Genomic DNA, 18638 nt, shown 5'->3' with positions numbered 1-18638 from the left:
GCGTTCGCAAAGCCGATGAAGCGTCAATGATCCGTTGGCGACGGCAACTGCTTTGCCGTTTCGCCCTGCAAAACTTTGCGTTCCGCCGTGCGCGTCACCAGCCGGAAGAACAGCGGCACGAAGATGATCGCGAGCGCGGTCGCAGCGATCATGCCGCCGATCACGCCGGTGCCGATGGAGTGACGGCTGGCCGATCCTGCGCCGGTGGAAATCGCCAGCGGCAGCACGCCGAGGATGAAGGCGAGCGACGTCATGACGATCGGGCGGAAGCGCAACCGCGCGGCTTCCAGCGCGGCGTCGTAGATCGAAAGGCCGTCGCGATGCCGTTGCGCTGCGAACTCCACGATCAGAATCGCGTTCTTTGCTGCAAGGCCGATCAGCGTCACGAGTCCGATCTGGAAATAGATGTCGTTCTCGATGCCGCGCACCCAGATTGCGAGGATCGCGCCGAACAGCGCGAACGGCACGGCGGTCAGCACCGCCAGCGGCAGCGACCAGCGTTCGTATTGCGCGGCGAGAATGAGGAACACCATCAGCAGGCCGAACAGGAAGCCCTGATAGCCGGTGCCGGCGGTGGCGAGTTCCTGATACGCCGAGCCGGTCCAGCCGACCGAGTAATCGGTGCCGAGCGTCTTGTTGACGATCTCCTGCATCGTCGCCAGCGACTGGCCGGAGGAATAGCCCGGCGCGGGGTTGCCGAGAATTTTAGCCGCCGGGAAAATGTTGAAGCGATCCACCGTGTCCGGTCCGACCACGCGCTCCACCGTCACCAGCGCATTCAGCGGAATCATCGCGCCGGAATCCGAGCGGACATAGATGAAGCGCAGATCGTCGGGCGAGGACCGGAAATCGGCTTCGGACGACAGGCTGACGCGGTAGGTTCGCCCGAACAGCGTGAAGTCGTTGACATAGAGGCTGCCGACGCCGCTTTGCATCGTGTCGAAAATGCTGTTGATCGGCACGCCGAGCGTCTTGGCCTTGTTGCGGTCGACATTGATCCGGTATTGCGGGATCGATGTGGAGAACTGGTTTCTGACGCCGGCGAGTTCGGGGCGCTTGTTGGCTTCGGCCACCACCTTGTTGGCGGCTTCCGCCAGCGCTTCGAGCGATGCACCGGAGCGGTTCTGCAAGTACAGCTCGAAGCCGCCGGTGGTGCTGATGCCCTGAATGGGCGGCGGGTTGAACGCGAACACCACGCCGTCACGGAACAGGCCGCTCAGGCTGGCGAGCGATGGCGCTATATTGCGGGCGTCGTCCTCCGGCTTGGGACGTTCCGCCCAGTCCTTCAGGGTGATGAAGGCGACGCCTGCGCTGGTCATTTGCGCGCCGGAGAGAATGTCGAATCCGGAAAATGAAACGACACCCCGCACCGCCGGCATCTTGTTGATCGCATCGACCGCCACCGCGTTGACCGCGCGCGTGCGGCTCAGGGACGCGGCTGGCGGGAGTTGCGTCACCATCAGCACGTAGCCCTGGTCCTCCTGCGGGACGAGACTGCCGGGCACCACCCGGAACAGCAGCGCGGTCGCGCCGAGCATGCATGCGACGATGATCAGCGAGAGGGCGGTCCGTCTGAGGAAGAAATCGACAATGCCGGTATAGCGCTCGGTGAGCCATGCGAAGCCGCGGTTGAAAATCCGGAACGGCTTCGCCGGTTCGTGATGCTGCTGCTCCAGCAGCAGCGCGGCCAGTGCGGGTGTCAGCGTCAGCGCGACGATGCCTGAAATCACCACGGACACCGAGATGGTGACTGCGAATTGCCGGTACAGCTCGCCGGCGAGGCCGCCGAGAAACGACACCGGCACGAACACGGCGCACAGCGTTAGCACGATGGCGACCACCGGGCCGCTGACTTCCTCCATCGCCTGGATGGCGGCGTCGCGCGGCGTCTTTTTCTGGGTGCGCATGATGCGCTCGACATTTTCCAGCACCACGATGGCGTCGTCGACCACGATGCCGATGGCCAGCACCATGCCGAACAGCGTCAGCAGGTTGATGGAGAATCCCAGCAGGTACATGCCGGCGAAGGTGCCGATCAGCGAGACCGGCACTGCGATCACCGGGATGATCGTCGCACGCCAGCTTTGCAGGAAGATGAACACAACCAGCACGACGAGAATGATCGCCTCGATGAAGGTCTTGATGACTTCCTCGATCGACACTTCGACGAACCGCGTGGTGTCGAACGGGATCTGGTATTCGAGTCCCTCCGGAAAGCGCGCTTGCAGCCGCTCCATCGTCGCCCTGACGCTCTTGGCGACCTCGAGCGCGTTGGCGCCGGACTGAAGGTAGACGCCGATCGGCACGGTCGGCGCGCCGCGATAGGTCGCGGAGAAGGCGTAGTTCAGCGAGCCGAGTTCCACGCGCGCGACATCCTTGACCCGCAGCGCCCCGCCGAATTCGTCGGAGCGTATGATGATGTTCTCGAATTCGTGGGGATCGGCGAAGCGGCCCTGCGTGGTCACGGAATAGGTGAAGGAGGGCGGGTTGGTCTGCGGTTCCTCGCCGAAGCGCCCGGCGGGAAACTGCGCATTCTGTTCGCGGATGGCGGTGGCGATGTCGCTGGTCGTGAGGTTGTACTGCGCGAGCTTGTCCGGCCGCAGCCAGATCCGCATCGAATAGTCCGATGCGCCGAACAGCGAGGCGTCGCCGACGCCCGGCGTGCGGCGCAGTTCGTCGATCACGTTGATCAGCGCGTAGTTGCTGATGAAGATGGTGTCGTAGCGCTGGCTGGGCGAGGCCATCGCGATCACTTGCAGGATCGACGCCGAGCGCTTCTGCACCACCACGCCCTGCCGCTGCACTTCGGACGGCAGCAGCGGGGTGGCGCGCTGGACGCGATTGCTGACGTTGATGGTGTTCTGGTCGGGATTGGTGCCGATTGCGAAGGTGATGGAAATGGTCAGCGTGCCGGAGCCGGTCGAGGTCGAGCGCATGTAGAGCATGTTCTCGACGCCGTTGATCTGCTGCTCCAGCGGTGCTGCCACGGTTTCCGCGATGGTCTGCGCCGACGCGCCGGGATAGGTCGCGGACACCCGCACCTCGGGCGGCACGATCTCGGGATATTGCGCGATCGGCAGCGCGCGCATGGCGATGAATCCCGCCAGCACGATAACGATGGAAATGACCGCGGCGAAGACCGGCCGGTCGATGAAGAATTTCGAGAACATTACTTGGCCTGACCTGACTTGTCGGAGCCCTGCGGCGGCGTGCCGCCGTTCTTCGCATTGTCGTTAGTCTTGTCGTTCTTGGGACCATCGTTCTTGGGATCATTCTTGGCGACGAACGGCACCGGCTTGACCGGCCCGCCCGGACGCACCCTCATGACGCCATCGACGATGATCCTGTCGCCTTCATTCAGTCCTTCCCTGACGATCCAGCCCTCCTTTGTCTCGCGGTCGAACTTGATCGGCTTGACGATGACGCCGCTGCTGGCCGGATTGATCACATAGACGAAAGGTCCCTGCGGCCCCTGCGACACCGCCTGTTGCGGGATCACGAAGACGCCCGGCACTGTGACGCCCGTCAGCAGCACGCGCACGAACTGGTTAGGCAGCAGCGCGCCGTCGGGATTGGGGAAGATCGAGCGGATCTGGATGGTGCCGGTGCGCGCATCCACGGTGGAGGACGAGACGTTGAGCTTGCCCTTCACCGGATAGGCGGTGCCGTCGCCGAACTGGATGGTGACGGTGATGTCGTCCTCGGTCAGCGGCTTGTCGCGCGCGCGGTTGAGATCGCGCAGTTCGGTGAACTCCGATTCGCTGGTGGAGAAATTGACGTAGGCCGGATCGAGCTGCGTGATCGTGGTCAGGATGGTTTGCTGCGCCAGCGCGAGCGAGCCTTCCGGCGGCGACACCAGACTGGTCGGGCCGGATACCGGCGCGGTGATGGTGGTGAACTCGATATTCAGCTTGGCGGTGTTGATGTCCGCCTTGGTCGCTGCAATCGCGGCGCGTGACTGGTCGCGGGCGGCGCGGGCGTCCTCAAGCTGCTTGGCGGTGGCGACCTGGCGCTTCGCCAGTTCGTCGATGCGGTTGAAGTTTTCCTCGGCCTGCACCGAGGTGGCCTCCGCCTGCGCCAGTTGCGCATTGGCGCGGTCGAGCGAGGCCTGATAGGTGCGCGGATCGATGCGGAACAGCACGTCGCCCTGTTTGACCTTGGAGCCTTCGATATATTCGCGCTTCAGGATGGTGCCGCTGATCTGCGGTCGCACCTCGACAATGCGGTAACCCGCGACCCGTCCGGCATAGGTCAGCGCAAGCGGCACCTCGGTGCGGCGCAACTCGACCACGCCCACTTCCGGCGGCGGAGGTGCGGCCTTCTGCGCGACCTGACCGGACCGGCCGTGCAGGAAATAATACGCGGCCGCGATCAGGGCGAGGAAAACGAGTGCGCTAACGATAAAGCGCGGTTGCCTGTACATTACTTTAACCTGCTGCTGGAGCGTACTGCTTGGTGAATCGCGGCGATGCGGCAGGCGCGCGATCCGAAAGGTCAAACAAATCACGAACGTGCGGATGGAGCAACGGCCGGGAAACCCGGTTCGCTTTCCGAATGCTACTGCATCGCGCGGGGCGCCATGGAACCGGAGCGCCCGGTGTCCCGCGCGTCATGACGATGTCACGCGGTGCGGGTCTGCGCCCGCGGAGGTGACTTGTTCAATGTCGCGGCCATCGCGCTGATCAGCGGCTTCATGAAAAAGGAGTCGTTGGCGGGATAGATGTTCGTGGTCAGACCGTTCACTTTTAATTCATCGGATACCACCGGGCCGACCGATGCGACCGGCGTCTGCGCCAGTCCTGCGCGCAGTTGATCCTCGCAGCCATGCGCGCGCGCCACGTCGATCAGCCGCCGCACCTGTCCGGAGCTTGTCAGCGCGATCGCGTCAATGCGCCGCGCCGCCATCTCGCCGATGGCTTTGACGATATGAATGTCCGCCGCCTGGCTGTCATATACATAGGGCAGCACCGTCTCGACGGTTGCGCCGAGTGCAGCGATCGCGGCGATCAGCCTTGCATGGTCCTTGTCGGGATAAAGCTGCAGTCCGACGCGATGGCCCTTCAGGTCTTCCTTAGCCAGCATCGCGGCGACGCCGTCCGACGTCGGTGTTTCGGTCTGCACGTTCGCCTCGAGGCCGATCTCGCGCAGTGCGCGCACCGGCTTCGGGCCGCGCGCGAACCGTTTGGATTTCGAAATCGCGGCGACGAAATCCTGATCGACGCCCATGCGCTTCGCCACGGTCATCATGCGGCGCAGGCCTTCGCCGGTCATCAGCACGAGATCGTCGAACGGCTGCTTGATAAAGAGCCTGATCCACGCCTCGACCGGGGCAGGGTCCGGCGCGTCGCGGATGGTGAACATCGGACATTGCAGCACGTCGGCGCCTTGCTCGGACAGCAGGCGCGAAAACTGCGCTTCCTCGCGCGTTTCCAGAATCAGAATCCGGTAGCCATCAAGTCTGCCTGCCATGTGGGCCTTTCGCGACCAAAGTCGAATGGATGGTTTCAACTTATGCCTGCGCACCTTCGGGCGAAAGCCCGTTTTTGCAGATCTCGGCATCCTCCGTTATTGAGGAGCACTTGCGACGAAGCAATCTAGCTTTTGTCGCTATGGATTGCTTCGCTCGCAATGACGAAGAAACCCGGCGATGCCATTGGCGAAAGTTCCGCATGGGTGCTAGAGGAGGGGCCACATTCACCCTCCAGATCAAGTCCCCCATGTCCGCACAACAATTCGTACTGACCCTGTCCTGTCCGGACCGCCCCGGCATTGTGTCGGCGGTCTCGACCTTCCTGTTCGCCAACGGACAGAACATTCTCGACGCCCAGCAATACAGCGACATCGAGACCGGCCGGTTCTTCATGCGGGTGATGTTCGATTCGCCGTCAGCGACCGCCGATCTCGCCACGCTTCAGGCCGGCTTCGGCGTCATCGCCAAGCCGTTCGACATGGTCTGGCAGATGCGCGAGCGTAGCACGCGCCAGCGCGTGCTACTGATGGTGTCGAAGTTCGATCATTGCCTTGTGGACATTCTCTATCGCTGGCGCACCGGCGAGCTGCCGATGACCCCGACCGCGATCGTCTCCAACCATCCGCGCGAGACCTATGGCGGGCTCGATTTCGGCGACATCCCGTTTCACTATCTGCCGGTGACGCGCGCCACCAAGGACGAGCAGGAAGCGGCGGTCTGGAAAATCATCCAGGACACCAAGACGGACCTCGTGGTGCTGGCGCGTTACATGCAGGTGCTGTCGGAGGATTTTGCCGGCAAACTGTCCGGGCGCTGCATCAACATCCACCACTCGTTCCTGCCGGGTTTCAAGGGCGCGAAGCCCTACCATCAGGCGCATGAGCGCGGCGTCAAGCTGATCGGCGCGACCGCGCACTATGTCACCAGCGATCTCGACGAAGGCCCGATCATCGAGCAGGACATCGAGCGCATCAGCCATCGCGACGCGCCGGAAGATCTGGTGCGCAAGGGCGCGGACATCGAGCGCCGCGTACTCGCCCGCGCCATGCGCTATCACCTTCAGGACCGCGTGATCCTGAACGGCCGCAAGACCGTGGTGTTTACGGACTGACCTTTCATCATTGCAGGGTGGACCGGTCCTGTTCCATGACGGCGGCGAGCCGTTCAAAACCGCTCCCGGTGCCGGATGCGCGCGCGTCGATCCCGGCGTCGGCGTCGAGCACGGCGGCCTGCTCGGTGAACGTCATTCTGGTTTGTGCGCCGTCTGCCGTGAACACGACAGTCGCCAGCGAGGCCGAGAGCCGCCGCGTGCCAAGCGTCATGTCATAGGCGTAGATGATCCGCTCGCCCGGCACGATGTCGAAGTAGTGCGCGCGAAATCCCCGCATCTCGCCCTCGGCGGTTCGCCATCGGACCACTTCCGATCCGCCGATCCGGAAATCGAAACTGTCTTCAAGCACGGTCCAGTCCGGATGACATGACGTCCATTTGCGCTTGAGATCGAATTCGGACCAGAACCGGAAGGCATGCGGCGGACGTCCCGGTAGCATGCGTTCGACAACGAAAGTGGCGTGGTCCACGGAATTGCTTTTCATCTGGTGTCCTCGGGAAATTCTGCCATCGCCTGCGCCAGCCGGTCGAAGGCCTGATTCATTGCGGTCTCGCGCTGCTTCACCCATTTTCCAATGGAGGCGAGCGCCTGCGGCCGCATGGTGTAGGTGCGAATGCGCCCGGCCTTTTTTGAAACCACGAGACCGCCGTCCTCCAGCACCTTGAGATGCTTGACCGCGGACGGCAGCGCCATGTGCACCGGGTCCGCCAGTTGCTTCACCGACGCAGGGCCGCGGCTCAGCCGCTCAATCATGCTCCTGCGATGCGGGTCGGCGAGGGCGTGAAACATGTGATCGATTTGTTGCGAAGCCGGCACGCGTGCCTCCCTCTGTGTCAGAGCGCAAGATAATGCGCAGGCATGACGTCCCGGTAGGGAAACATCTCAAAGAATGGCCGCGCCTCGCTCATCGTTCGCCTAATCGATGGCCGCGCGAGAAGCCGGTCCAGATAGCTCTGAAGGCTGGTCTGGTCAGCGGCGAACGGATGCACGATGGAGGCGAAGAACAGGGCCGACGCCGCCGAACAATCCGCCATCGTGAACTCCTCGCCAGCGGCCCAGTGATTGCCGGACACCTGCCGCTCGATCATGGCATAAGCGGTGTCGAGTGCGGCATGTGCCTCCGCGACGCCGTGCGGATCGTTATAGCCCTCAGGCCGGATGCGATCGGTCACGATCTTCTGCATCGGCGTGCTGACGTAGAGATCGAAAAACCGGTCCCATAGCCGTGTCTGCAATCGCGCCTGGGGATCGTGCGGCAGGAGCGGCGCGGGGCCGGGATAGTTCTGCTGCAAGTATTCGATGATGATGCTGGTTTCCGGGACGGTGCGGCCGGCCGTGTCATCGTGGAGGACCGGAATTTTCCCGACCGGCCAGCGCTCCAGCAGGGCTGCCGCCGACGCCGGATCGCCGAAGTTGACCATCTCCGCGCGAAACGCCGTGGCGTTCTCGTACAGTGCGATGAGGACCTTGTGGCAGAACGATGCCAGCGGGTGGATGTAGAGTGTCAGGGCCATGGCCGCCTCAGGTAGTATAGTTTCCGATATTGGAAACTATATTATTTGAGGCTCGCGGGGCATGGCAACAAATAGTTTCCTCATGTGGAAACTATTTGCCGGTGGCGTGCGGTCACGCAGCCGACAGATGCCGCTCGATGTCTTCGACCGGATGGCCGGTGAGGTCCTTATCGATCTCGGCGAGGACGCGGCCCTTCACGGTTGAATTGATGAGCCGGCGCAATTCCGCCAGCGTGCGCGGCGGCGCGACGATCACGAAGCCGGGAATGTCCCGCTCGCGCGCCAGCGCTTCGAGCGCGTCGGCGATGGTGCGTGCAAACCGCTGCTCGCCGATCTCGTGCCAGTCGGTCTGCTCGACGGAGCTGCGGCTGCTTCCGACGCTCGCGAACGAGCGCCCCGGCTGATCCGATCCCTGTTCGCGCGTCGGCGGATTGTCGTTGCGCAGCACCTGTTCGGTTTTCAGTCGTACTCCGGTCGCGTTGCCCTCGTTGCGCAGAAACAGCGCTTTTCGCCCGTCGCCGACGATGACGTAGGTATTATGGGGAATGCGGATGATTTCGGTCTTTGTGGTCATTTGATGCGATCTCCTGCGCCGCTGGCATCAGCCAGTCGTTAACCAACCGTCTCGATCCACCTTCGTTCCGGATGCTGCGCGACCTGTTCTCAAAGCGTTCCTGCTCAAAAGATGTTCCGCTCCGCCGTCCGGTTTGCGATAGTAAGCGCACCCATCCGTAGGACCGATTCCGGAGACGATGATGCAGAAATCGAGGCCGCCGTTTCGCGCGGATCACGTCGGCAGCCTGTTGCGGCCGCAGCGGATTAAAGACGCGCGTGCGCGTTTCGCCAAGGGCGAGATCGCGGCGGCGGAATTGCTGCGGGTCGAAAATCTCGAAATCGGCAAGATCGTGCAGAAGCAGAAGCAATCCGGCTTGCGGCTTGCGACCGACGGCGAATTCCGCCGCTCATGGTGGCATTTCGATTTTCTCAAAAATCTTGACGGCTGCGAGCTTTACCAGACCGAAGGCATCCAGTTCGCCGGGGTCACGACGCGCGGCGAGAGCATCCGCGTCACCGGAAAGCTCGATTTCCCGGACGCGCATCCAATGCTCGAACATTTCAGGCTGCTCAAGGACAAATGCGATCTCGCCGGAATCCTGCCGAAGATGACGATTCCGTCGCCGTCGGTGCTGCATTTCCGCGGCGGCCGCAAGGCGATCTCGCAGGAGGTCTATCCAAACCTCGACGACTTCTTCGTCGACCTTGCGAAAACCTATCGCCGCGCGGTGAAGGCGTTCTACGACGCCGGCTGCCGCTACCTGCAATTCGACGATACCGTGTGGGCCTACCTCTGCTCGCAGGATGAATTGGCGAAGCTGCGCGCGCGGGGCGACGACGCCGACGGTCTTCAGGACATCTATGCGCGCGTTATCAACTACGCGATTGCCGAGCGTCCCGCCGACATGACGATCGCGACGCATGTCTGCCGCGGCAATTTCCGCTCGACCTGGATTTCATCCGGCGGCTACGAGCCGGTGGCGGAAGCGCTGCTGTCGCGTGTCAACTATGACGGCTATTTTCTCGAATACGATTCCGAACGCGCGGGCGGGTTCGAGCCGCTGCGCTTCCTGCCCAAAGGCAACAAGATCGTGGTGCTCGGCCTCATCACGTCCAAGACGGGAATCCTCGAGACGAAGGACGACATCAAGCGGCGCATCGGCGAGGCGGCGAAATTCGTCCCGCTCGATCAGCTCGCGCTGTCGCCGCAGTGCGGCTTTGCTTCGACGGAAGAGGGCAATGTCCTCACCGAGGACGAGCAATGGGCCAAGCTGCGTCTCACGGTGGAGATTGCGAACGAGGTGTGGGGGAAGTAGGCGCGGCCCATAACTGGAGTCGCCCCGCACTCTATGTCGTCCCCGCTTTTGCGGGGACGACGCTGTAATAGTCTCGCTATCGCGGCTGAATCGCCATCAATGCCCGCTCAACACCAGCGCCTTGACCGGAAGCAGCAACGCCTGAATCCGCAAGAGCATCGCATGAACGATCCCGACCGCGTCGACGGCATGGAGCCAGATGCGTTTACCCGTGCCGGTCTCCTTGGCCGAGATCACATCGTGATTGCTGGTATAGGCATTGGCGATGCAACTGCTGCCGGGCGTCACGCCCTCAAGGCCGCCTTTGTAGATCGGCTCCATGAAGACGAGAATTGAACCGGGCCTCACGGTCTGCTGCGCTTCGACGAGTTGCTCGCCGCCGCGGAACTGGCCCGCCGCGATGTAGTTCTGCACGCCGGTAATCACCATCGGAATCACGGTCCATGGCTTTGAGATGCATGTGGCCTCGGCGACCATCCCGACCTTCATGACCTGCGCTTCGATCTGTCCAAACCCGGCGGCCAGCGCTTTCTGTCCCGCGCCGTCCGGAATCAGGATGCCGGCGGACCGCATGACGGGATTCACGACATCGCCCGGGCGCAGCGTGAACTGCTCGACGCGGCCGTTCACGCCGGCGCGGATGAAGCTCTTGTCCAACTCCACCTGCGCCTGCGCCAATGCGGCTTCCGCGCTGGCTTTCTCGGCGGGCAGAAGTGTCGTCACGCGGATCACGGCGGATTGTTTCGCGGCCGTGACGGCATCGAGGGTGCCCTGTCGCCCTGTCAGGGCCACTTCGAGCTTCTCGATGTCACGCTGCGGGACGATGCCGGGATTGCGCTTCTGCAAATCGCGTTTGACGTCGAGTTCATCGGACGCCTGCTGGTAGGAGCTTTTGGCTTCCTGTATCTGGGCCTCGGCCTTGATGACATCCGATTGCGCAGCGATCAGCGTGGCATCGACCTCCGCGATCTTGCGCCGGGCGGTTTCCAGCGCCGCTGCCTGTTTCGCGCTGTCGAGCGTGAAGATGACGTCGCCCTTCTTCACCGGCGCGCTGAAGTCGACATTCACCTCCGCGACGCGCCCGATTGTTTCCGGAACCAGAGGGACAGTCCTGTAGTACAGGGTCGCGCTCGTGGTCGATGGATGGAAATAGAAGATCACCGTGATCAGGGCGACCGTCAGCATCACGCAGGTCGTGATGCCCCAGCGCAGTTCATACCAGACGGAGAAAAGCGTGATCTCCTTGCCGAACCGTTTTCCCTGCGCATAACGCCGGTAAAGATAGTCCGGAAAAATCGTCAGAAGCGAACAGAGGGTCAGCTCAAGCATGACGCGGCTCCTCGCTCTTGGCGGGGGCGCTTGTCGCGGGTGCATCCGCGGGCGCGTCGTGAGTCGTCCTTTCAATGGGTTCGGACGGATCGGGGTCCGGCGGAATGCCGGCCATCTTCTGCACCGAGCCCGCGATGCTGCGCAGCGGCGTGCTGAAATCGGGCAGGTCGACCATGGCAAGCAGCAGCGCGATCACCCAGAACAGATGATTGTGCGTGAACAGCGCGAGCAGACAGAGCACGGCCACGATTTCGAATTGCAGCTTCTGCGATTTGTGCGCCATCCGCTCCGGCAGCGAATGGATCTGCAGATAGATGTTGCCGACAAAGAGAACGGAGACGAGCAGAATGACGCCGACGGCCACCGTCAGGATGTCCGTGTCACCGGGCGCGGTGATAAAGGACGGCAGATGATGGGGCGCGGTTGGGTGAAGCGACTCGCTCAAGGCTGCCTCCGGTTCAGAAAATTGTGCGCTAAACAAAAAATCAGTGAGACGTCTCGGCTACCCCCGAGAGTTCCATACTTGCACAGGGCGGGAACTTCGCAAGCGTCAGGTTGTCGCCATCGCTGTCGATGCGGTCTTGTCCATCTGAAAAGAGAAAGCGGAGTTTGTCGTCCCATTTTGATGCAATTTGTAATGTGCCGGTGCGATGGGCCGCAAGAAAAATGCGCTCGCCGCGTTTTGCTGGTGGGCGGCGCGCGCGATTGCCGACGAGACGGCGCGCCCGCGTGCGGTCACCATCCCGCCTTTTGCGCCAGTGTCCGTCACCGTTTTGCCTTTTGACGGAAACTCTCGTTTCGCAGCGTCATCCTGAGATGCGATGACTGATTCGGGGGAGCCGCGCCACACAACAGATGTCGTCCCCGCGAAAGCGGGGACCCATACTTCCTGCGCAAGCTGTTAGTGCGGCGAAACGAACACCATTCGGTGGTTCTGGGTCCCCGCTTTCGCGGGGGCGACACTGAGGCGGGTCGCGCGAACGGCGCCTAGTGCTGCGTCGATTCCGATCCCGTGATGTTCAGCGCCGCCACGATATGGCGCAGCTTTTCGGGATTGCGGGTGATGTAGATCTCGCTGATCTTGCCGTCTTCGATGGCGAAGGCCGTGGTCTGGAAGATATCATCGCGTTCATAGCTGACGTAACCGGGCAGGCCGTCGATCTGCATGGGGCGGAAAAAGCCGTCCTGCCTGATGCCCAGTTTTCGCGAGAGGCCTTCGTAGAGGCGAATCACGCGCTCAAGCCCGGCAATCGGATTGATGAAGGCATGCACCTTGCCGCCGCCGTCCGACCGGACCACCACGTTCTGCGCCAGAATGGATCGCAGGGCGTTGGTGTCGCCGCTGCGTGAGGCCGTGAAGAAAGCCTCGGCGATGCGGCTGCCTTCGTCCTGCGCGACGGTGTAGCGCGGACGGGCATCCTGGACATGCTTGCGCGCCCGCGCGGCGAGCTGACGGACCGCCGCGGGATCGCGTTCGACCGTGACGGCGACTTCGTCCAGCGGCACGCCGAACACGTCGTGCAGCAGGAAAGCCGCGCGCTCCAGCGGCGACAGCCGTTCAAGCGCAAGCATCAGCGTGAGCGTCAGATCGTCCTGGTCCATCTCGTCCGGCTCCTCGATCATCGGCTCCGGCAGCCACGATCCGACATAGGATTCGCGGCGCACGCGCGCGGACTTCATGACATCGAGACAAAGCCGGGTGACGATCCGCGACAGGAACGCGATGGAAGATTCCACCCTGGACTGGTCGGTCTGCTGCCAGCGCAGCCACGCGTCCTGCACGACGTCCTCAGCCTCGGCCACGGAGCCCAGCATGCGATAGGCGAGGCGCACCAGCCGCGGCCGGTGCGTCTCGAATGTTTGCGTGCCGGTGTCAGGCTGCGGCACGGCCGCCTTCCTTCGGATGCGCGAAACGGAAACCGATCGCCAGCCTGTTCCACGCATTGATTGCGCCGATCAGCATGGTGAGGTTGACCTGTTCGGCGTCTTTGAACTCGGCCTTCACGAGGTCGTAGTCCTTGTCCGGCGCGCCGGTGGCGGCGATCAGCGTCAGGCTTTCGGTCCAGGCCAGCGCGGCGCGCTCGCGCGGCGTGTAGAACGTGGACTCGCGCCAGGCGTTCAGCATGTAGAGCCGCATTTCGGTTTCGCCCGCCTTGCGTGCGTCGGTCGAGTGCATGTGAATGCAGAAGGCGCAGCCGTTGATCTGCGAGGCGCGCATCTTCACCAGTTCGATCAGGCTGTGTTCGAGGCCGCTGGCCTTGATGGCGGCTTCGAGCGCCGACATCGCCTTGTAGGCTTCGGGCGCGAGCTTGAACGGGGCTTCCAGTCTTGGCTGCATGAGAGTCTCCTGTGAATTGTTGCGAGGTTATCCGATCGGATCAGTTGTTGGTAGGCGTCACGCGGCTGCAGCAGCTTGTTGGCGGCGCAGCCATTCGCCGAATGTGATTTTACCGATGCGCGCGCCTTCGTCCGGCGTCAGCGAGCGATCGTCGAGCGTGATGCCGAAATAGCGCGCGGCGGGATCGGTGATCACCTCTTTCGGATCGTTCCGGGCGGTGAGGAATTTCCGGATCAGTTGATCCATCTGGACGGATTCCGGTCCGGCAACCTCGATCGTCCCGTTTACAGGCTCCGCGAGGGCTGCATCCACGACCGCGGCAGCCACATCCTCGGCCGCCATCGGCTGGAAGCGCGCGGGTGAAACACGGACGGTGTTGCCCTGTGTTGCTTCCTGCGCGATGCCGCCGACGAACTCGAAGAACTGTGTGGCGCGCACGATGGTGTAGGGCTGTCCCGAATTCTTGATCAGGCCTTCCTGCCCGAGCTTGGCGCCGAAGTATCCGAACGCCAGCAGGCGCTCGGTGCCGACCACCGACAGCGCGACGTGATGCTTCACGCCGGCGGCTTTTCCCGCCGCGAGCACATTGCGTCCCGATGCTTCAAAGAAAGCGAGTGCCGCCGCGGTTTCGAACGACGGCGAGTTCGCGACGTCGATCACGATCTGCGTGCCGGCGAAGGCGTCGGCCAGTCCTTCGCCGGTCACGACATTGACGCCGGTGGACGGCGAGGCCGCCAGCACGTCATGGCCGCGCTGGCGCAACTGGGCGACGACTTTGGATCCGATAAGGCCGGTGCCTCCGATGACAACGATCTTCATGATTGCCTCCGTGTGATGCCGCGATTTGCGGGGTTGATGCCGGATGCGTGAAGCCGTCGGTTTCCCGAACCCTTCATGCACCTTCGCCATCAAGACGAGGCGGCCTGTGCGGAAAGTGACATGGCGGGAAAATAATTCCGGAAGCTGGGTTTTCCGGCTGGAATTGCACGGAAAAGGCCCGTTCCGGAACGATTTTGCCCGACCTTCGTTCTGGTCAGGGGCGCGCCGATGCGCGCAGGGGGAGGCTTCCTTTGAACATTGATCAGATCGCACGACAGGATGTACCGGCGGCCGGACGCGGTCCGGGCGTTTCCGCGGCCATCATCGCCGCGCTGGTGATCACCGGCCTGTATGTCGGGCGAGAAATTTTCGTTCCCATCGCGCTTGCGATCCTGCTCAGTTTCGTTCTGGCTCCGCCGGTCGATTTTCTGGAGCGTTGGCGGGCTCCGCGTGTTGCCGCAGTGGCCGTCGTGGTTCTGACGGCCTTCCTGGCGATCTTCGCGCTCGGCAGCCTGATCGCGTCACAGGTGACGCAGCTTGCGGAAAAGCTGCCCAGTTATCAGCAGACCATGCGGACCAAAATTTCGACGCTTCGGAGCGCCACGACGGTCGGGCCGCTGGAGCGCGCCGCAAGCGTGCTGCAAAGTCTCGGCAACGAATTGAACAAACCTGAGGGTCAAGCCGAGTCGTCCGTGCCGCCTTCATCGGACCGTCAGGTGCGTCCCATTCCCGTTGAAGTCCGCTCGCCGCCGCCGACAGCGCTGGAAAGCATATCCTCCCTGATCGCGCCGCTACTGCATCCGCTTGCAACAGTGGGCGTGGTCATCATCTTCGTGGTGTTCATTCTGTTTCAACGAGAGGATCTGCGAAACCGGCTGATCAAGCTTGCAGGAGCGAACGATTTGCAGGCCACGACGTCCGCCATCGATGATGCCGCGAGCCGCCTCAGCCGCCTGTTCCTGTCGCAGCTCGGATTGAACACCGCCTTCGGGTTGGTGATCGCGCTCGGGCTATGGATCATCGGCGTGCCGAGCGCGATCCTGTGGGGCATTCTCGCAGGCATCATGCGCTTCGTGCCGTATATCGGCGCGTTCGTTGCCGCATTCTTTCCGCTCACGCTGGCGATTGCCGTCGATCCTGGCTGGTCGATGCTGGCGTGGACCGCCGCGCTTATCCTGATCACCGAGATGCTGGTCGGTCATGCCATCGAGCCGATGCTGTTCGGTCACAGCAGCGGCCTCTCGCCCTTCGCCGTGGTGGTCTCCGCGACGTTCTGGACCGCACTCTGGGGCCCGATCGGACTTGTGCTCGCCACACCGCTGACCGTGTGTCTCGTCGTGCTCGGCCGCCATGTGGAGCGCCTGAAGTTTTTCGACATCCTGCTGGGCGACCGTCCCGCGCTGTCGCCGCCGGAGATTTTCTATCAGCGCATGCTCGCCGACGATCCCGGCGAGGCGGTCGAGAAGGCCGAGGAGTTTCTGAAGGAGCGCACGCTGTCCGAGTATTATGAAGAGGTGGCGCTCAAGGGTCTGAAGCTCGCGCATAACGATGTGAAGCGCGACCGCCTGCCGGCCGCGCGCCTCGCCGATATTCGCGACAGCGTTGTCGAGCTGATCGACGATCTCGCAGACCAGGACGACGACGCGCGCGACGGCGACACCGATGACGCGGAAGCCGAAGCCGCGATCCATGCGAACCTCGTGCCGATGCCCGAACTTCCTTTCCTGATCAGGGAAGGGCTGCCGCCCGAATGGCAGGCGGAGCATCCCGTGCTTTGCGTAGCTGAACGCAGCGATCTCGACGAGGCGGCAGCGCTGATTCTCGCGCAAATTCTCTCCAAGCACGGGCTCGGCGCGCGTGTCGCCAAAAAAGAAGACGTCTCAAGCTCCGGAATCTTTCGCATCGACAGCGAAGGCGTCGCGCTGGTTTGCGTTTCGGCACTCGACGATGGAAGTCCGGCCTATACGCGCCACGTCGTGCGCAAGCTGCGCCGCAAGATTCCGCGGGCGAAGATCCTTGTCTGTCACTGGATGGCGGAAAGTATCGCGATCACGAAGGATACGGTGCAGGCGGATGCGCTTGCGACGAGCCTCAGCGCGGCCGCGCAGTATTGCCTGGACCTCGCCCAGCCGGCGCAGCCGGATGGCGGCGAGGGCGGCTTGCCTTCACGCGATGCAGGGCTGCGGATCTCCGGCTAGTGTTGCACGCGCCTGCGGGGCGCGCAGCTATTTCATGGACGTGAGAACCATGAGATCGAATCCGCCCTTGTCGAGCAGCACGAGCTTTCTCTGCGCCTGATCGATGCGCCATGCCGTGACTTTTTCAAGCGTGCTGTGGAATCGGGATTCCTGCCGCATCACCGCCGCCGTGCAAGCCATGCGCGTGCTCGCCATCGGCAGAAATTTGATCGCGTTGCCGCTGATCGTCGCCGATCCCGCGTAGCGGTTGCAGCCACCCATACCGGTGACGATGCCGTCGTCGCGGATTTCCAGCGTGGTTTGCAGCCGGTCGATCACGCCGCCGCCGTCGATGTCTTCCGCCAGCCATTTGCCCGTCAGCGATACCGGCTCCGCGCCGGCAGTCAGCGTCAGCGCGAGAGAGAGAAGGGCCGATGCAGCTAACCTGACGAGCATGATGCCTGCCTCAAAAAGATGGGAATGCGCATCCACGGTGGACGCGCATTCTCGCCTGAGTGGGTCGCGAAGCGGCCAATTTAAAGGCTGTATTCTTTGGAATGGCGGTTTCCATCGTGGGCAGATGGTGGTAGGAAGCCGAACGCAAAAATGTTCTGCCCACAAGTTTCGGCCCACCCTCATCCTGCCCAACGATCTGATGAAAAACGATCTGCTTCTGGCCCAGATTTCCGAATACTGCCGACAGGCCGGTATGGCGGAATCGACGTTCGGCCGCCGCGCGGTGAACGACGGCAAGCTGGTGTACCGGCTGCGGGAAGGCAAGCGCATCACGGTCGACACGCTGGAGCGGATTAGAGCTTTTCTTGGGGACGGCGTTCCGGTCGTCACGATCCCTGAGCCCCCGATCGAGAAGCGCGATCCCACCGGAAATTTCCGCTTTTTCGAGAACCGGCAGAAATATCTGCTGTTCGTCCATACCTGCTCGGAAAAGCGGGTGATCGCCGACCGGGTGGCGCTGGAGTTGGGGAGCATCCATCCGCGACCGCCCGCATTGCGTGTTTTCGACGCAGGCGTGGGCGACGGAACGGTGCTGGCGCGGGTCATGCGCGCGATGCACAGCCGGTTTCCCAACATGCCGTTCTACATCGCCGGCAAGGAAATCAGTCTCGAAGACGTCAGGCTGACTTTGAATAAGGTGCCGGACCGGCTGTTCGAGCACCCAGCGACCGTTTTTGTCCTGACCAACATGAACTATGCCGAGGCGCCATGGCTGGCGCCGAAGTCGCCGACCGCCGCCGCCGGCATGATCTGGCGCGAAGTCGCCCTGCGCGGCAACTCGTCCGGCGAGTTCGAGACGCAAATCGCCGATTTGCAGCCGTTTCTGGAAGAAAACTGGCGTGCCGCGGTCAGCGCGCGCTCCGGGATGCCGGTCTATGAGCGTCCCATCGCGCTGGTGATTTACCGCGAGGACCACCGGTTCCTGCTCGACGCCATGATTCCGCGGGCCGGGCGGGTCGAGGCCAATTTCGATCTGGTGATCGCCTCGCAGCCTTACCGGGCGCGTTCGTCGCTGAATTTCCGCGCCAAGAAGATCGTGGCGCCCCTGGCGCGGGCGCTGCGCGCCGGCGGCCGGCTGATCGGGATTCACTCCTACGGTCACGATCCCGGCATGGAGATTGTGCAGTCAGTCTGGCCCGGAGAAAATCCTTTCGCGGTCAGCCGCCATGAGCTACTGCGCGCCGTGAAATACGAACTGGGATCGTCCGGGCGCGATCTTAACTTTAATGCCTATGCCGATAACCGCTCGATCTTCCGATACGATATGGAAGCCCTGCCAAACGAGGTCACGGGGCCGATCGGCACCTCGACGGCCTTTGCAGCATGGAACGCGGCGGTGTATGTCGCTCAGGTCGAAGACGACCGCCTGGACGAAGTCACGCAAAGCGGACGTTATCTCGATGCCACCAGGGACGTGCTGCGCAGGCATAACGGCCTCTGGTTCTACGATGAATCCTACGTCATCTCACGGCGTCGAGATTAAAGTTTAACTG

General features: G+C 62.7%; 17 protein-coding genes. 4 read left to right on the top strand and 13 right to left on the bottom strand.

From position 1 onward, the window contains the following. Positions 1-23: 23 nt before the first annotated feature. The 3 genes from AC1RKJ_RS06995 to AC1RKJ_RS06985 all read right to left on the bottom strand — a co-directional run bounded on the left by AC1RKJ_RS06995 (position 24) and on the right by AC1RKJ_RS06985 (position 5469). A complete protein-coding gene (locus tag AC1RKJ_RS06995) occupies positions 24-3170 on the bottom strand; it encodes an efflux RND transporter permease subunit (protein WP_492790345.1) in 3147 nt (1048 codons plus the stop codon). Then, positions 3170-4423: an efflux RND transporter periplasmic adaptor subunit gene (locus tag AC1RKJ_RS06990; protein ID WP_492790344.1), complete on the bottom strand. Its 1254-nt coding sequence runs from the start codon at positions 4421-4423 to the stop codon at positions 3170-3172. Before AC1RKJ_RS06990 ends, AC1RKJ_RS06995 begins: the two co-directional genes overlap by 1 nt. Before the next feature lie 197 nt (positions 4424-4620). Then, positions 4621-5469 (bottom strand): uroporphyrinogen-III synthase, encoded by an 849-nt coding sequence (locus AC1RKJ_RS06985; protein WP_492790343.1) that lies wholly within the window; start codon positions 5467-5469, stop codon positions 4621-4623. Positions 5470-5717: 248 nt separating this feature from the next. On the opposite strand from AC1RKJ_RS06985, the gene purU reads away from it, so the two are divergent. After that, positions 5718-6581, top strand: a complete 864-nt coding sequence (gene purU / locus AC1RKJ_RS06980) for a formyltetrahydrofolate deformylase (RefSeq protein ID WP_492790342.1) — start codon at positions 5718-5720, stop codon at positions 6579-6581. A 7-nt stretch (positions 6582-6588) separates the two neighbouring features. On the opposite strand, the gene AC1RKJ_RS06975 is transcribed toward purU, so the two are convergent. The 4 genes from AC1RKJ_RS06975 to AC1RKJ_RS06960 all read right to left on the bottom strand — a co-directional run bounded on the left by AC1RKJ_RS06975 (position 6589) and on the right by AC1RKJ_RS06960 (position 8669). Next, positions 6589-7065, bottom strand: coding sequence for an SRPBCC family protein (locus AC1RKJ_RS06975; RefSeq protein ID WP_492790341.1), 477 nt, complete (start codon positions 7063-7065; stop codon positions 6589-6591). Continuing rightward, complete coding sequence (locus AC1RKJ_RS06970; RefSeq protein ID WP_492790340.1) at positions 7062-7397, bottom strand: ArsR/SmtB family transcription factor; 336 nt, start codon at positions 7395-7397, stop codon at positions 7062-7064. The genes AC1RKJ_RS06975 and AC1RKJ_RS06970 overlap by 4 nt, the downstream gene beginning before the upstream one ends. Before the next feature lie 17 nt (positions 7398-7414). Next, positions 7415-8095 carry a glutathione S-transferase family protein gene (locus tag AC1RKJ_RS06965; RefSeq protein WP_492790339.1) on the bottom strand — a complete coding sequence of 227 codons (681 nt, stop codon included), beginning with the start codon at positions 8093-8095 and terminating at the stop codon, positions 7415-7417. Positions 8096-8207: 112 nt separating this feature from the next. After that, on the bottom strand, positions 8208-8669 hold the full coding sequence (locus AC1RKJ_RS06960; RefSeq protein WP_492790338.1) for a baeRF12 domain-containing protein: 462 nt from the start codon (positions 8667-8669) through the stop codon (positions 8208-8210). A 181-nt stretch (positions 8670-8850) separates the two neighbouring features. Here AC1RKJ_RS06960 and AC1RKJ_RS06955 point away from each other — a divergent pair, with 181 nt between their 5' ends. Further along, on the top strand, positions 8851-9966 hold the full coding sequence (locus tag AC1RKJ_RS06955) for a cobalamin-independent methionine synthase II family protein (RefSeq protein WP_492792666.1): 1116 nt from the start codon (positions 8851-8853) through the stop codon (positions 9964-9966). Between the two features lie 96 nt (positions 9967-10062). Here AC1RKJ_RS06955 and AC1RKJ_RS06950 read toward each other — a convergent pair whose 3' ends face one another. The 5 genes from AC1RKJ_RS06950 to AC1RKJ_RS06930 all read right to left on the bottom strand — a co-directional run bounded on the left by AC1RKJ_RS06950 (position 10063) and on the right by AC1RKJ_RS06930 (position 14452). Continuing rightward, positions 10063-11295, bottom strand: a complete 1233-nt coding sequence (locus AC1RKJ_RS06950; RefSeq protein WP_492790337.1) for an HlyD family secretion protein — start codon at positions 11293-11295, stop codon at positions 10063-10065. After that, the gene (locus AC1RKJ_RS06945; RefSeq protein ID WP_492790336.1) at positions 11288-11740 is read right to left on the bottom strand and encodes a hypothetical protein; all 453 of its coding nucleotides are present in this window, start codon (positions 11738-11740) and stop codon (positions 11288-11290) included. The genes AC1RKJ_RS06950 and AC1RKJ_RS06945 overlap by 8 nt, the downstream gene beginning before the upstream one ends. A gap of 542 nt (positions 11741-12282) precedes the next feature. After that, the gene (locus AC1RKJ_RS06940; protein ID WP_492790335.1) at positions 12283-13182 is read right to left on the bottom strand and encodes a sigma-70 family RNA polymerase sigma factor; all 900 of its coding nucleotides are present in this window, start codon (positions 13180-13182) and stop codon (positions 12283-12285) included. Continuing rightward, positions 13169-13633: a carboxymuconolactone decarboxylase family protein gene (locus tag AC1RKJ_RS06935; protein WP_492790334.1), complete on the bottom strand. Its 465-nt coding sequence runs from the start codon at positions 13631-13633 to the stop codon at positions 13169-13171. Before AC1RKJ_RS06935 ends, AC1RKJ_RS06940 begins: the two co-directional genes overlap by 14 nt. Positions 13634-13690: 57 nt before the next feature. Continuing rightward, entirely contained in the window at positions 13691-14452 is a 762-nt protein-coding gene (locus AC1RKJ_RS06930; RefSeq protein WP_492790333.1) for an SDR family oxidoreductase, read from the bottom strand. A 251-nt stretch (positions 14453-14703) separates the two neighbouring features. Between AC1RKJ_RS06930 and AC1RKJ_RS06925 the strand changes: the two genes are divergently transcribed. Then, positions 14704-16650: an AI-2E family transporter gene (locus AC1RKJ_RS06925; protein ID WP_492790332.1), complete on the top strand. Its 1947-nt coding sequence runs from the start codon at positions 14704-14706 to the stop codon at positions 16648-16650. A gap of 27 nt (positions 16651-16677) precedes the next feature. Here the strand turns inward: AC1RKJ_RS06925 and AC1RKJ_RS06920 are convergent, their stop codons facing one another. Next, on the bottom strand, positions 16678-17085 hold the full coding sequence (locus tag AC1RKJ_RS06920; protein ID WP_492790331.1) for an META domain-containing protein: 408 nt from the start codon (positions 17083-17085) through the stop codon (positions 16678-16680). Between the two features lie 199 nt (positions 17086-17284). Between AC1RKJ_RS06920 and AC1RKJ_RS06915 the strand changes: the two genes are divergently transcribed. Beyond that, on the top strand, positions 17285-18628 hold the full coding sequence (locus AC1RKJ_RS06915; protein ID WP_492790330.1) for a hypothetical protein: 1344 nt from the start codon (positions 17285-17287) through the stop codon (positions 18626-18628). Positions 18629-18638: the final 10 nt, after the last annotated feature.

The sequence above is a fragment of the Afipia sp. GW822-FHT04G07 genome (assembly GCF_058800765.1).
Note: the sequence above shows the minus strand (reverse complement) of the source record. Positions and strands in the feature narration are given on the sequence as shown.